Source organism: Bacillus sp. N447-1 (assembly GCF_022701035.1).
In the GTDB taxonomy this organism is placed as follows: domain Bacteria; phylum Bacillota; class Bacilli; order Bacillales; family Bacillaceae_G; genus Bacillus_A; species Bacillus_A cereus.
The window spans coordinates 3,034,936-3,048,755 of record NZ_CP065509.1; the positions used below are offsets into that span (position 1 = coordinate 3,034,936).

A 13,820-nucleotide genomic window follows, 5' to 3' on the forward strand; every position below is an offset into this window, starting at 1 on the left:
CGATATATTTGTATAAATTCCACAAATTTTCTATTTTCCCTTTAATTTTTTAAAAATTTTTAAGATAAAAATTTTTAAAGTAGTTGAATATAGAGATTAGTGGAGGTTATCGCTTACAAAAGGTTACTTAACTAGGGCGATTACTTCAATTTCAACGGAAACATCTTTCGGTAATTTTGCTACTTGCACACAAGATCGAGCTGGTTTATGAGTAGAGAAATAAGAGCTATACACTTCATTCACAGCATTAAAATCATCCATGTCCTTTAAAAATACTGTTGTTTTTACGACTGTATCAAATGAAGCACCTGCTTCCTCTAATACCGCTTGTAAATTTTGAAATACTTGTTCTGTTTGTACTGTTACATCTCCTGTTACAAGCTCCCCATTTGCCGTCAATGGAATTTGTCCTGAGCTATAGAACATGTTATTTACAATAATCCCCTGTGAATAAGGTCCAATTGCTTGTGGTGCCTTGCTTGTTTGAACAACTTTCATACTTTTCACCCTTTTATTATTTATTTTACTCTTTAAAAATAGTGTACGAAAGGCAGTTTGTCCATCTATTTTATAATCTATAAATAAAATAAAAAAAGATAGAGCTATCTGCTCTATCTTTTATTCCGCCTCTACAAGCCCTTCATCAAATGGCGCAAGAGAATAATTCCCTTTTTCCACTTGAATCGTTTTTTCTTTCACATCAACTTCCGATAGACGAATTAATGATACAAAATTATTAATTAGTCGTTCTTCAATATCTGTGGATTCTACTAATACACCAATACCAACAACATTAGCCTTGAACTCTTCTAACATACTCATCATACCTTGAATTGTTCCGCCAGCTTTCATGAAGTCATCAATAATTAAAACATTCGACCCTTCTGGAAGACTGCGTTTTGCTAACGTCATCGTTTGAATTCGTTTAGAAGAACCCGACACATAGTTAATACTAACAGTCGGACCTTCTGTTACCTTATTATCTTTCCTTGCAATTACAACTGGTACATCTAAGTAATTTGCCACTGCATAAGCAAGTGGAATCCCCTTCGTTGCCACCGTCATAACTGCATCAATTGGTTGCCTAGCAAAAACAGAAGCAAACAAACGACCTGCGCCATTAATATGGCGAGGATTACTCAATAAATCTGTCATGTATAAGTAACCGCCAGGCAAAATACGATCTGGGTTTTCAAATAAGCCACAAAGCTCATCAATAATTAGATCTGCCTCTTCTTCACTTATATACGGTATATATTTCACTCCTCCTGCTGCTCCTGGTATCGTTTGCAATGTGCCGACCCCTTGTTGTTCAAACGTTTGCTTAATAATAACTAAATCTTCACTAATGGAAGACTTAGCCGATTGATACCTTTCAGCAAAAAAAGTGAGAGATACTAGCTGACGAGGGTTTTGTAGCAAGTAATAAGTCATATCGACTAATCTTGTACTTCTTCTAATTTTCATACTCTCACCTCAAATCACGAATATTCTAAACAAATCATAACGTATTATACGTCTTTATTCAAGCGTTTCTCGCTCTCCTAATAAACGTACCGCATAGACTTGTTCACAAAATCCTTTTAATCCGTTATAAATGCGATGCATTCGTGAATCATGGTGTACAAGTCCAAATACAGTTGGACCACTTCCACTCATTAATACAGCATCCGCTCCAAATCGCTTCATCTGTGATTTAATACGGGCAACTTCAGGATGCATTCCAAATGTTACATCTTCTAAAACGTTACCAACAGTATCACAAATCCCTTTATAATCACCAGAATTTATGACATCAACCATTTTATCTACATTCGGATGTGTAACTCGATTTAACTTTAAATTTCCATACACATCAGCAGTAGATACACCTATATGTGGTTTCGCTAAAATAACCCAACAAGAAGGCGGAGTCTTTATATGCTCAATTTTCTCTCCTCTTCCAGTGGCAATTGCTGTGCCTCCGTATACACAGAACGATACATCTGATCCAATTTCTGCGCCAAGCTCTGCTAACTCATCAATTGTAAGCCCTAAATTCCATAATTTATTAAGACCACGTAATGTGGCTGCTGCATCACTACTTCCACCTGCTAATCCAGCTGCTACTGGAATCGTTTTTTCAATAGTAATAGATACACCTTTTTTTACATTAAACTTCTCTTTTAATAATTTCGCTGCCTGATAAGCTAAATTTCGTTGGTCGTCTGGGACATACCGATTATGGGATAAAATTTCAATACGGTCTTCTGCTAATTCCGTTAGTTCTAGACGATCTGCTAAATCAATGGTTGTCATAATCATTTTCACTTCATGATATCCGTCTTGTCTTTTTCCCAGTACATCTAACGACAGATTAATCTTTGCTGGTGCTTTCACTAGTAGCTTCAATCTATTCACCCACTCTATGTACTCAATCTTTTATCGTTTATTTTACCATAAATTTATAGTAAGACGATGACACTTCCCTAATTATAACGAAAAGCATTCAGAATGAAACTACTTATGTAAAATGATGGCACCTTTTAGAGTACAAAAAGCCGAGGAATGTCTCCTCGGCTACCGTAGCATAGAAAGTATCTTACAACTACTGGTTTCGTTTCATTAATTGCTGTTCTGCAATTTCTATAGCACGTTTCACCATGTTACCAGCATCTTTCGCACGAATTCCGCCCCATCCTTCTTTCTGAACAACATCATAAAAGCCAAGCTCTTTTGCTAGCTCTTCTTTAAATTGGTTTGACATGACACCTCTTCGTCTACTCAATGCAGAGTCCCTCCTTATTTTGCTACGGTATAGTTAGTATGCAAAATAATATAGCTTTTCATTTATGGGAATATATGTAATGATATACGGATTATAAAATGACCTCATTATGAGGGTCTCCATAAAATGTTAACTCTACTGTCTCTGTTAAAACATCTGCATAACTATAAGATACACGTTGCAACGCATCTTCTTGTTGATCTAATTGTACAACAAAAACGGAACGGTATGTTTCTGCTAGTACACCTGATTGCTCCACAGTTTTTCTTCTTCCACTATTTGCTTTTAACATAAGTCGCTGTCCAAGATGGTGATCTAATTCGCTTTTAATTTCATCTAAACGTTTTGACATATACTTCGCTACACCTCGCTGTAATTTAGATTGAACACTTAAAGCACGATATATCTATCCTAATTATTAACCGCGATTCACAGCTAATATCATCCTGCGTTTGAATAGATAGAAGAAATACTATATTGTAAAAGTATCATTACGTAGTCTGCACGTTCTTACCTCTTTTTATCCAAATTCATTTAAATCCTTCCATACAAAAAAGCAAGATACATATGTATCCTGCTTACTCTTCGTAATGTTGAAAAGGTAATCCCGTTCGTAAAATCCCTCTCGTTTCAATTCCACCTAGTCCCTTTTCACCAGTAATTGTATTACGTACGACATCCCATACATTGACTCTCTCCATAAATGAAGTAAAACTAATTTTACCAACTACATATACAGGATCTAGTGCATGAATATTAATTCTAGATGGTGAACTAGCGAAATTGGCCCCTGCACGAATTAGTGCCTCAAAATGTGATTGACATGCCCCAGCAAAAATAACAAGTTGATCCAATGATGGATATTTTTTTCGCACTTCACGAACAGCCTGTACAAAATGTCTTGAATGCCTATATGCCGCTAAATCTCCCTTCACTCCTTTTGATTTTGTATATGCATCATGCCCTGTAATAACGAGAATGTCTGGGCGAAAGTGATCTATTAAGTCTACTACTTTTTCATGCATCTCCGTTTCTTTACAATGAATACCTTGAACAGGAACGCCAATTTTATTATATAAATCTAAGCACTTGCGCAAATATAAAGGGTCTCCATCTATATGCAATACACGTCCCGGCATTTGAAAATAATTCACCTCACTTGTGTATCCACCAGTTGAAGTATGTTCATGCCTTTGTTTCATCAGTACATAATCTTGTTGAAACAAACGATACGTGCGCTCCATTGTTTCTTTCTCACGCTTCACCCTTTTTTTATGTTCTCTTTGATCTATACTAATTAAATCTTCAAGTGGCGCATCCGCCACCAGTCTAATTTCCTCTCCAAACAATATAGCTATCTCGCCTTTTATTTCTATAATACGAAAAAGAATATCCCTCTTATGAGAATATCGTTCCACTAATTCTCCAACATGTAAAACCATTCTCCTACCTCCAAACTCATTAGGCCATCTTACCTGTTTTTAAAGTATGAATTTAAAGAGAGAAAGGTGACAAAAGGGACAGTTCAACTTGAACTGTCCCTTTCATATTCTTATGATAATTTATGAAGAACTAATGCATTACTTAATGTTGCAAACTCTTCAATAGATAGCGTTTCGCCTCTTCGCTTTGGATCAATTCCTACTTCTGTTAAAATTCGATCCAATAATTCCTTATCTTTCGGGAAACCATTTAAATTATTTGATAAATTATTCATCAAAGTTTTACGGCGCTGTGCGAAACTTGCTCGTACTACTTCAAAGAAGAATGTTTCATCTGTCACCTCTACAACCGGTTTCGGACGCTTTAGAAGGCGAATAATTGCAGAATCAACATTTGGCTGTGGGACAAACACTGTACGCGGTACAGTCATAACTGTTTCAACTTCTGTATAATACTGAATAGCAATCGATAAAGAACCATACTCTTTCGTTCCAGGTTTAGCAGCTAAACGATCTCCAACTTCTTTTTGCATCATAACAACAAATCCACGAACTGGTAACTTTTCTTCAAGCAATTTAAATAAAATTGGCGTTGTAATATAGTATGGTAAGTTAGCTACTACCATTACATCTTGCCCTTCTTCAAATTGCTCATTAAATACCTCATGTACATCTGCTTTTAGTACGTCTTTATTAATAACTGTAACGTTACCATATGGCGCTAACGTCTCATCTAAAATTGGTAATAGTCTTTGATCAATTTCAAAAGCCACTACTTTTTTAGCACGCTTTGCTAATTGCTCTGTTAATGCACCAATACCTGGTCCAATTTCAATTGCACCACTTTCTGAACCAATTTCTGCATGATCGACAATACGATTTAATACATTTGTATCAATTAAAAAGTTTTGTCCTAAACTTTTTTTGAATGAAAATCCATACTTTTCAACAATGTCTTTTGTACGATTTGGCGTTGCGATATCCTTCATTTTTTTTCCTCCTGTATTACTTGCTTATAAGCTTCTGCAAATGATTCCTTTGAAACTTGAAACATCTGTAATCGTTTATGTAACTGTTTTGCATTTGTATAACCAATCTTTAATAGCTTACCCATTCTTTCTCTGCGGCTCTTTGCCATTTCTCCGCCCACTAAGCCTGCATCGACTAAATCACTCCAACTAATTTCACTTGTGTAAGCTTCCATTTCTTCATGTATATTCTCTAGAGCGCGGCGAATCGACTCATTAGAAGCGTGTTCGATCCCAACACCCTTTTTCCTTTTAGCAAGCGCTTCTTCCTTCGGTAAAAAGGCATGCTTACAGCCAGGAACCTTGTCAGAAATAATTTTTCGAATACGCTCTCCAGGATAATCCGGATCTGTGAAAATAATAACGCCCCTTTTTTGCTGCGCTAATTTAACTTGCTCAATAACATGATCACCGATTGCTGAACCGTTCGTTTCAATTGTATCCGCATCAACAGCACGCTTAATCGTAACTGTATCATCTTTACCTTCTACAACGATAATCTCTTTTATTTTCATGCTTGCCTCCACACTCATTTCGTCTCTACTTAGTAAAACAAAAAAATGACGACTTTTCCATTATTATTTTCCCCATTCTTATATTTTAAAAAATAGAATAGAAAAATCTTTGTTCTCTGTCCTTATTGTAACACTTCATCATTCACATTTATTTTCTTCATCACTTCTACTAGTTTTTCTCAAAATAAAAAAGAACAGGTTTCCCCATTCTTTTTTATTCAACACCAAATAAAACTTTTGCATTTTTAGTTGTCATTTCTGCTACTTCCTCATAAGAAATCCCTTTTAAATTCGCAATTTCTTCTGCTACGAGTTTTACATAACTCGGTTCATTTCGTTTCCCTCGAAATGGATGCGGTGTTAAATACGGACAATCCGTCTCTATTAACAATTTCTCTAATGGAATCTCCGTAGCAACCTCTTTCGGCTTCTTAGCGTTTTTAAATGTAACTGGTCCACCTAACGAAATTAAAAAGTTCATATCAACACATCGCTCTGCTACCTCTACACTGCCGCTAAAGCAATGCATAATGCCTCCTACTTCAGCTGCATTCTCTTCTTCTAGAATATCAACAATATCTTGAGTTGCATCGCGGTTATGTATAATAATCGGCAATTTTACTTTTTTCGCTAATGCAATTTGTTTACGGAATACTTCTTTCTGTATTTCTTTTGGAGACTTATCCCAGTGATAATCTAAGCCCATTTCTCCAAGTGCAACGACTTTAGGATGAGAAGCAAGTTCTTCTAACCAAGCTAAATGTTCTTCTGTCATGTCGATTGCATCAACTGGGTGCCACCCAACCGCAGCGTAAATAAAATCATAGGCTTCAGCTAATTCCATCGCCTTTTTTATCGTTACTTCATCAAAACCAACAACAACTGTATAAGTAACTCCCGCTTCTTTCATTCGGGCAATAACCTCTTGCAAATCTCCTTCGAATTGCTCTGCATTCAAATGTGAATGTGTATCAAACAACATAATACATAACTCCTTTTATATTGAAATCAAGTTTATTCTACAAAAATAAGTTCTTTAATAACTTAACGATAACAATACTACAATCTTAATGCAAAAATAGAGAGTGTAAAAAGAAAAAAGACGCTTCACACATGTTACACGTGAAACATCTCTTTTCTTGTCTTAATTACTTGATTTTTGTACCATTTGGTAGATTTTGGTCAATTGATGCTAATGACAATACGCCATTCTCTTCACCCGCTAAAATCATACCTTGCGATAATTCACCGCGTAATTTTACAGGTTTTAAGTTTGTTACACAAATAACCTTTTTACCTTTTAAGTCTTCCGGCGAATAGAATTTTGCAATTCCAGAAACAACTTGACGCTTTTCTGTACCTAAGTCTAGTTGAATTTTTAACAGCTTGTCTGCTTTTTTCACAGGTTCAGCAGATAGTACTTCAGCTACGCGTAATTCTACTTTAAAGAAATCATCAATTGTAATTTCTTCTACCTTCGGTTCTTCTTCTTTTTTCTCTTCTACTTTAGGAGCAGAGCTTTTCATTTGTTCTTTAATGTACTCTACTTCCACTTCCATTTCTAAACGAGGGAAAATTGGGTTTCCTTTTTCTACTTTTGTTCCAGCTGGAATGCAGCCAATTGTAGATAGACTTTCCCAAGATTTATGAGCTTCATCAGTAAGGCCAAGCTGAGCAAACATCTTGCTTGGTGCTACTGTTAAGAATGGCATAAGCATAATACCTGTTTGACGAAGTACTTCTGCTAAATGAGCCATTACAGAGGCTAACTTTTCACGATCATTCTCATCTTTTGCTAATACCCATGGTTGTGTTTCATCAATATATTTATTCGTACGACTAACTAGTTGCCAAATAGATCCTAACGCTACAGAGAACTCCATATTCTCCATTGCTTCTTCTACTTTTTTCAAAGTATCTTGTGCAAACGCTACTAACGTTTCATCAAATTCCGTCACATTTGCTTTAAATGCAGGGATTTCTCCGTTAAAGTACTTATCAATCATAGCTACTGTACGATTTAATAAATTACCTAAGTCATTTGCTAAGTCGAAATTAATACGCTCCACAAATCCTTCTGGTGTAAATACGCCATCAGATCCAAATGGAACTTCACGAAGTAGGTAATAACGTAATGCATCTAATCCGTAACGATCGATTAATGTAACTGGATCTACTACGTTTCCTTTTGACTTACTCATCTTTCCATCCTTCATTAAAATCCAGCCATGAGCAAAGACTTTCTTCGGAAGAGGTAAATCTAATGCCATTAAAATTATCGGCCAATAAATTGTATGGAAACGAACAATTTCTTTCCCAACTAAATGCACATCTGCAGGCCAGAATTTTTTATATTTCTCTTCATTTGCTGTTCCATAACCTAACGCCGTAATATAGTTAGATAATGCGTCAACCCATACGTAAATAACGTGTTTTGGGTTACCAGGAACACGAACTCCCCAGTCAAATGAAGTACGAGAAACTGCTAAATCTTCTAATCCCGGTTTAATAAAATTATTAATCATTTCATTTTTACGAGACTCCGGCTGAATGAAATGTGGATTATCTTCATAGAACTTTAATAGTCTGTCGACATATTTACCCATTCTAAAGAAATAAGATTCTTCACGAACAAGTTCTACATCATGACCACTATCTGGGCTTTTTCCTCCAACTACTTTGTCGCCTTCCATAATTGGATCTACTAATTGATGCTCTGTATAGAACGTCTCATCTTGTACAGAATACCAACCTTCATATTCATCAAGATAAATGTCACCTTGATCTACTAATTGTTTAAAGATTTTTTCGACAACATCTTTATGACGATCTTCAGTTGTACGAATAAAATCATCATAAGAAATATCCATCTTCTCCCAAAGCTCTTTAATTCCTGCAACAATGTTATCAACATATGCCTGTGGCGTAATATTTAACTCTTCTGCTTTCTTTTGGATCTTCTGTCCATGTTCATCAGTTCCTGTTAAATAATGCACATTATAACCTTGCATACGCTTATATCGTGCCATCGCATCTCCTGCTACTGTCGTATAAGCATGTCCAATGTGTAATTTTCCACTTGGATAATAAATTGGGGTAGTAATATAAAAGGACTTATTTTCCTCTGTCATTGTTTTGGACCTCCCGAATAACCTCATATGTATTTATAAACAGTATATCAAAAACTCATATATAAAGTGAAACTTTAATCAGTAGGGTTTTTGTTCCTCCCCACTAATTATTAGCCTACGTTAATTGGGCTTTTACGAGCAGCCCAAATCTAACTTATCTTCTTTACGCCAACCTAATTTTCAATTTAGGTCTTAATGCTCAATATCTTTATCATCTATTGCTCATATTTCAAAAAAATATACAATATCCACTTTTAATTTATTATTTTTTCAGAAAATAATGTAAATAATTGTGGAATTTCCTCTCAATCTATTATATATAAGAAATAAGAAATCTATAAATCTTTTTAAAAAATATAGAATTTAAGAATTGACGGAAATGTAAATGATTGGTATCATATGTCCATAGGGTATTTTGTCGAAAAATGACGAATCTAAAAATAGACTCGAAACTTATAAACTATTTATTTAGGAGGAAAAAAATTATGAAATCTACTGGTATTGTTCGTAAAGTTGATGAATTAGGTCGTGTAGTAATTCCAATCGAATTACGCCGTACTTTAGGTATTGCAGAAAAGGACGCTCTTGAAATCTATGTTGATGACGAAAAAATCATCTTAAAGAAATATAAACCAAACATGACTTGCCAAGTAACTGGTGAAGTATCTGACGGTAACCTTTCTTTAGCTGAAGGTAAAATCATCTTAAGCAAAGAAGGCGCTGAGCAAATTTTAAACGAACTTCAAGATTATATCGAAACAGCAAAATAAGCTTCTCAATTATGAGAAGCTTATTTTTTATCGACATGATAGATTTGATATACATCTCTTTTCGACAAATCTCGATCTTTAGCGACTGTTTTAATCGCTTCTTTTGAATTCATACTTTTTTCATTTATATAATATTCAATATGATCATATACCGAAAGAGATTCCCACCATTGTTCTTCTGGAGCAGGTTCTTCTGTTGAACCAGCTACTAAAATACAAAACTCACCACGTACTTCATTTTGCTTCGTCCACTCAATTGCTTCTTCGATTGTTCCTCGAATAAATTCCTCAAATTTTTTCGTTAACTCTCGACATAATACAATCTCTCTATTTCCCAACACTTCCTGCATCGAAATTAAAGTATCATCTAAACGATGAGGTGCTTCATAAAACATCATTGTAGTTTGTACATAACGAAGCTTTTCTAACTCCATCTTCCGTTCCTTTTTGTTTCTCTGCAAGAAACCATAGAAATAAAACTGCTTTGTTTCAAGACCGGATGCAATTAATGCTGTAAGGGCTGCATTTGCTCCAGGAAGCGGAATTACATGATATTGCTCAGCTACTGCCTCAACGACAATATCGTAACCTGGATCAGAAATACACGGCATACCAGCGTCACTAACAAGTGCTACATTCTTTCCATCCTCTAATTTCTCTAATAGTTTCTTCCCACTTACTTCTTTATTGTGCTCATGATAACTCGTGACAGGTGTTTCAATTTCAAAATAATTACAAAGTTTTTTCGTTTGTCTCGTATCTTCAGCAGCAATTAAATCAACTTCTTTTAAAATTCGGATTGCACGAAATGTCATATCTTCTAGATTTCCAATAGGAGTTGGTACTAAATATAAAACTCCCTTTTCATTTTGTTGAAAGCTTTTTTGTTGCCACATAGCGTTCTCCTTTTTGCATATATGCCTCTTTTTGTTTTCTCGTTAATTGCTTAAAGTAATACTCCGCTTGCATAGCTGTACGCTTATCATCGTGGGTCTCTACATATTTTAAAACGACAGGAAGCCTGACGCGTGTATACTTAGCCCCTTTGCCGCTATTATGAGTCTGAATTCTCTTTTCTATATGGTTTGTATATCCAGCATAATAACTTCCATCAGAGCACTCTACCACATAAAAAAAGTGCTTATTCTTCTCCATATAAAATTGAACGTAGCTCCTTTGTATATTCGTTATTGTTCTCATATACAACGAGAGGCGGTAAAATTTTCAAATTTGCATTTCCATCCTTAATTCCTTCAATTAACAATGTATTTGCTTCTTTTCCAACCTTAGGATAAACAAATTGCACACGCTTTGGTTCAATTTTATATTTACGCATTAATGTGACAATGTCTAGTAATCGCCCTGGACGATGTACAAACGCTACTTTCCCACCTTGTTTTACTAACTGACTACTTGCAGATACAACATCTTCTAATGTACACATAATTTCATGACGAGCTATCGCTAAATGTTCATTCATATTTTTCTCTGAAGTTTGAGGTGTTTGAAAATATGGTGGATTACATGTAACAACATCATATTGATGACGTCCAAGTTTCTCTGGCATATCTTTCAAATCTCCATGTATGAGGTGAATTCTTTCTTCCAACCCATTGTATTGAACACTTCTTACTCCCATATCATATAAGCGTTCTTGAATTTCCACACCAGTAATATTTCCTTTTGTTCTTGTACTTAATAGAAGGGGAACAACCGCGTTACCTGTACACAAATCAAGTAAATTCCCCTTTTGAATTGGTACCCATGCAAAATCTGCGAGTAAAACGGCATCTAAAGAAAAATTAAATACTGATGGGCTTTGTATAATCTTCATGTCTTGTGCTAATAAGTAATCTAAACGTTCATCTTCATATAAATTCATATACTGCTCCTTTTCTTACCCTTAACCTACCCTATTTCATGTATAAAAAATTACCTTTCCAATTATAATTGGAAAGGTAATTTTACTTTTTATTTAAGAATGAAAGACAGAACAAACAATCTCCCTCTTTACGTACACTTCCATAATGTAGATTGCAAATATGAAAACCTTCTTGATATAGTCTCGCTAAATTGTCATAGCCTTCACCAATATCTGTTTTCGGCTTCACTTCTTTACGTTTTTGAGTTTTTTGTTTTTCTTTATTCTGCACTTCTTCAAAACGGTGTCGCAAATTGTTATTTTCCATTTTTATATGCTGGTTTTCTTCCAACAACTCTGCAAGATGCTGTTTTAACTCTCCCAACTGTTTATATAAATGTCCAATTTGCTCTTCCATACTAGAAACCGATTCAAAAATATCTTTTTTCTCCACAAGCACCCACCTCATTAATCTGTGGTTTGACTCGAAACGACCCCTTTATTCACTAACTCATCTAACGTATATTCTACTATCCGTTCCTTGTCTACTAGTTCCACTTGAATTAATCTTTCTAAAATATTTAATCCGATAACACGGCCAGTACCATGCGGGGTTTGTATACGTTGATCTAAATCAGGAAGTTGTTCCTTTGCTGCCTCATATTCATCATTCTCATATTTTAAGCAACACATTAAGCGACCACATAAACCAGAGATTTTTGCAGGATTTAATGATAAATTTTGATCCTTTGCCATTTTAATGGATACAGGTTCAAAATCCCCTAAAAAAGTAGAACAACAAAGCATACGACCACATGGACCAATACCACCTAGCATCTTCGCTTCATCACGAACACCAATTTGTCTTAGTTCAATTCTTGTTCTAAAAATTGCGGCTAAGTCCTTCACTAGTTCGCGGAAATCGATCCGACCATCCGCAGTAAAATAGAAAATAATCTTATTACGATCGAATGTATACTCTACATCTACAAGTTTCATATCAAGATTATGCTCTACTACCTTTTGTTGACAGACTTGATATGCTTCTTTGGCAGCATGTTTGTTCTCTTCAACAATGGTACGATCATTTTCATTTGCAATACGAATAACCTTTTTTAGCGGTAATACAACGTCGTTTTCATCAACTTGTTTTTTGGTAATAACTACTTTTCCGTATTCAATACCTCTTACCGTTTCTACAATGACAAACTCATTTTCAGAGATATCGAACTGGTTTGGATCAAAGTAATATACCTTTCCGGCCTTCTTAAAGCGAACACCTACTACATCATACAAAACGGTCATCCCTCCTGCAACCGCAACACTAACTGTTCGAACACAAGCTGCGCATTTACATTAGCGTTGATTCTATTTTTTGCCTCTAATATATTAAAGAGAGCTGATACAATGCGCTTCTGAGCATAGGAAAACGATTCAAACATCTCTTTCTGCTCATGAAAAACAAGACGATCTTCTTCTCCAAGTTGAACATATAATAAATCCTTATAAATAAGGAGTAACATATCTAAACCTTGCTGTAATTGTTCTTTCTCTCCAAAGTGTTTTCCCCATTTTTCTTGTACAAAAAAAATAGAGGTTTTATCTTTTTCGAGCGCTTCACATAATTTTATCACTAAAGCTCGTGCTTGTGCAAACCATTCATCACTACATAAAGCTAAAGCTTCATCAAAACTATTTGTAAGTTGAGCAGCAAGTGTCGATAAAGATGCTGTAATCCCTTCATCCTGTAATCTTCTAATTAAAGATTCCGTAGGTAACGGTCTAAACGTAACAACTTGGCAACGAGATAAAATCGTATTTAAAATTTGATGACTTTGTTCAGTAAGTAAAATAGCAGTTGTATCACTACTTGGTTCTTCTAAAAATTTCAAAAGTGTATTTGCCGCATTTGCTGTCATACGATCTGCGTGCTCAATAATATATATTTTTTTATTTGCCTCTAATCCTGTTTTGGAAAACTCTTCTTGTAAATCATGAATTTGCTGCTTCTTAATAGATAATCCGTCTGGTTTTACAATATGTAAGTTAGGGTGGTTACCTGAATCAATTCGCTTACAGTTTGTACATACATGGCAGGGCTCTACTCCATTCCGCTCAGAACAGAGGAAACTCTTTGCCATTTGAATTGCTGTCGCAAACTTTCCTGTCCCTTTCCCTCCCTCTAACAAGTAAGCGTGGGATATACGCTCTTTTGCAATGCTATTCATCAACATTTTTACACCGATGGGTTGTATAGCAGAAAGCTGCTCCCACGTCTTCGTCATAATGCATACCTCACTTATTTC

General features: G+C 35.3%; 17 protein-coding genes. 1 reads left to right on the plus strand and 16 read right to left on the minus strand.

What is annotated here, in order from left to right:
- Positions 1-123: 123 nt before the first annotated feature.
- From IQ781_RS15360 to metG, 10 genes are all read right to left on the minus strand, one after another.
- Positions 124-498, minus strand: a complete 375-nt coding sequence (locus IQ781_RS15360) for a RidA family protein (protein ID WP_000869815.1) — start codon at positions 496-498, stop codon at positions 124-126.
- Positions 499-618: 120 nt separating this feature from the next.
- Complete coding sequence (gene purR, locus IQ781_RS15365; protein ID WP_000702466.1) at positions 619-1,467, minus strand: pur operon repressor; 849 nt, start codon at positions 1,465-1,467, stop codon at positions 619-621.
- Between the two features lie 54 nt (positions 1,468-1,521).
- Complete coding sequence (ispE, locus tag IQ781_RS15370; RefSeq protein WP_000772104.1) at positions 1,522-2,391, minus strand: 4-(cytidine 5'-diphospho)-2-C-methyl-D-erythritol kinase; 870 nt, start codon at positions 2,389-2,391, stop codon at positions 1,522-1,524.
- A gap of 196 nt (positions 2,392-2,587) precedes the next feature.
- Complete coding sequence (gene sspF, locus IQ781_RS15375) at positions 2,588-2,767, minus strand: acid-soluble spore protein SspF (protein ID WP_002094215.1); 180 nt, start codon at positions 2,765-2,767, stop codon at positions 2,588-2,590.
- A 91-nt stretch (positions 2,768-2,858) separates the two neighbouring features.
- Positions 2,859-3,119, minus strand: coding sequence for a biofilm formation stimulator Veg (veg, locus tag IQ781_RS15380; RefSeq protein ID WP_000044347.1), 261 nt, complete (start codon positions 3,117-3,119; stop codon positions 2,859-2,861).
- Between the two features lie 226 nt (positions 3,120-3,345).
- Positions 3,346-4,209, minus strand: coding sequence for a sporulation peptidase YabG (gene yabG / locus IQ781_RS15385; RefSeq protein ID WP_000242868.1), 864 nt, complete (start codon positions 4,207-4,209; stop codon positions 3,346-3,348).
- A gap of 110 nt (positions 4,210-4,319) precedes the next feature.
- Complete coding sequence (gene rsmA, locus IQ781_RS15390; protein WP_000651548.1) at positions 4,320-5,198, minus strand: 16S rRNA (adenine(1518)-N(6)/adenine(1519)-N(6))-dimethyltransferase RsmA; 879 nt, start codon at positions 5,196-5,198, stop codon at positions 4,320-4,322.
- A complete protein-coding gene (rnmV, locus tag IQ781_RS15395; RefSeq protein WP_000692843.1) occupies positions 5,195-5,752 on the minus strand; it encodes a ribonuclease M5 in 558 nt (185 codons plus the stop codon). Before rnmV ends, rsmA begins: the two co-directional genes overlap by 4 nt.
- A 214-nt stretch (positions 5,753-5,966) precedes the next feature.
- The gene (locus IQ781_RS15400) at positions 5,967-6,734 is read right to left on the minus strand and encodes a TatD family hydrolase (RefSeq protein WP_000895851.1); all 768 of its coding nucleotides are present in this window, start codon (positions 6,732-6,734) and stop codon (positions 5,967-5,969) included.
- 166 nt (positions 6,735-6,900) lie between these two features.
- Positions 6,901-8,883 (minus strand): methionine--tRNA ligase, encoded by a 1,983-nt coding sequence (gene metG, locus IQ781_RS15405; protein WP_000134133.1) that lies wholly within the window; start codon positions 8,881-8,883, stop codon positions 6,901-6,903.
- Between the two features lie 485 nt (positions 8,884-9,368).
- Here metG and IQ781_RS15410 point away from each other — a divergent pair, with 485 nt between their 5' ends.
- A complete protein-coding gene (locus IQ781_RS15410; RefSeq protein ID WP_000843036.1) occupies positions 9,369-9,653 on the plus strand; it encodes a transition state genes transcriptional regulator AbrB in 285 nt (94 codons plus the stop codon).
- A 20-nt stretch (positions 9,654-9,673) separates the two neighbouring features.
- Here the strand turns inward: IQ781_RS15410 and rsmI are convergent, their stop codons facing one another.
- From rsmI to holB, 6 genes are all read right to left on the minus strand, one after another.
- Positions 9,674-10,549, minus strand: a complete 876-nt coding sequence (gene rsmI, locus IQ781_RS15415) for a 16S rRNA (cytidine(1402)-2'-O)-methyltransferase (RefSeq protein WP_000267821.1) — start codon at positions 10,547-10,549, stop codon at positions 9,674-9,676.
- Entirely contained in the window at positions 10,518-10,808 is a 291-nt protein-coding gene (locus IQ781_RS15420; protein WP_000414350.1) for a GIY-YIG nuclease family protein, read from the minus strand. The genes rsmI and IQ781_RS15420 overlap by 32 nt, the downstream gene beginning before the upstream one ends.
- Positions 10,795-11,535 (minus strand): tRNA1(Val) (adenine(37)-N6)-methyltransferase, encoded by a 741-nt coding sequence (locus IQ781_RS15425; protein ID WP_139847277.1) that lies wholly within the window; start codon positions 11,533-11,535, stop codon positions 10,795-10,797. The genes IQ781_RS15420 and IQ781_RS15425 overlap by 14 nt, the downstream gene beginning before the upstream one ends.
- A gap of 82 nt (positions 11,536-11,617) precedes the next feature.
- On the minus strand, positions 11,618-11,968 hold the full coding sequence (gene yabA / locus IQ781_RS15430; RefSeq protein WP_000412063.1) for a DNA replication initiation control protein YabA: 351 nt from the start codon (positions 11,966-11,968) through the stop codon (positions 11,618-11,620).
- A 14-nt stretch (positions 11,969-11,982) separates the two neighbouring features.
- Positions 11,983-12,810 carry a PSP1 domain-containing protein gene (locus tag IQ781_RS15435; protein WP_000272429.1) on the minus strand — a complete coding sequence of 276 codons (828 nt, stop codon included), beginning with the start codon at positions 12,808-12,810 and terminating at the stop codon, positions 11,983-11,985.
- 5 nt (positions 12,811-12,815) lie between these two features.
- Positions 12,816-13,799: a DNA polymerase III subunit delta' gene (gene holB / locus IQ781_RS15440; RefSeq protein ID WP_000169561.1), complete on the minus strand. Its 984-nt coding sequence runs from the start codon at positions 13,797-13,799 to the stop codon at positions 12,816-12,818.
- Positions 13,800-13,820: the final 21 nt, after the last annotated feature.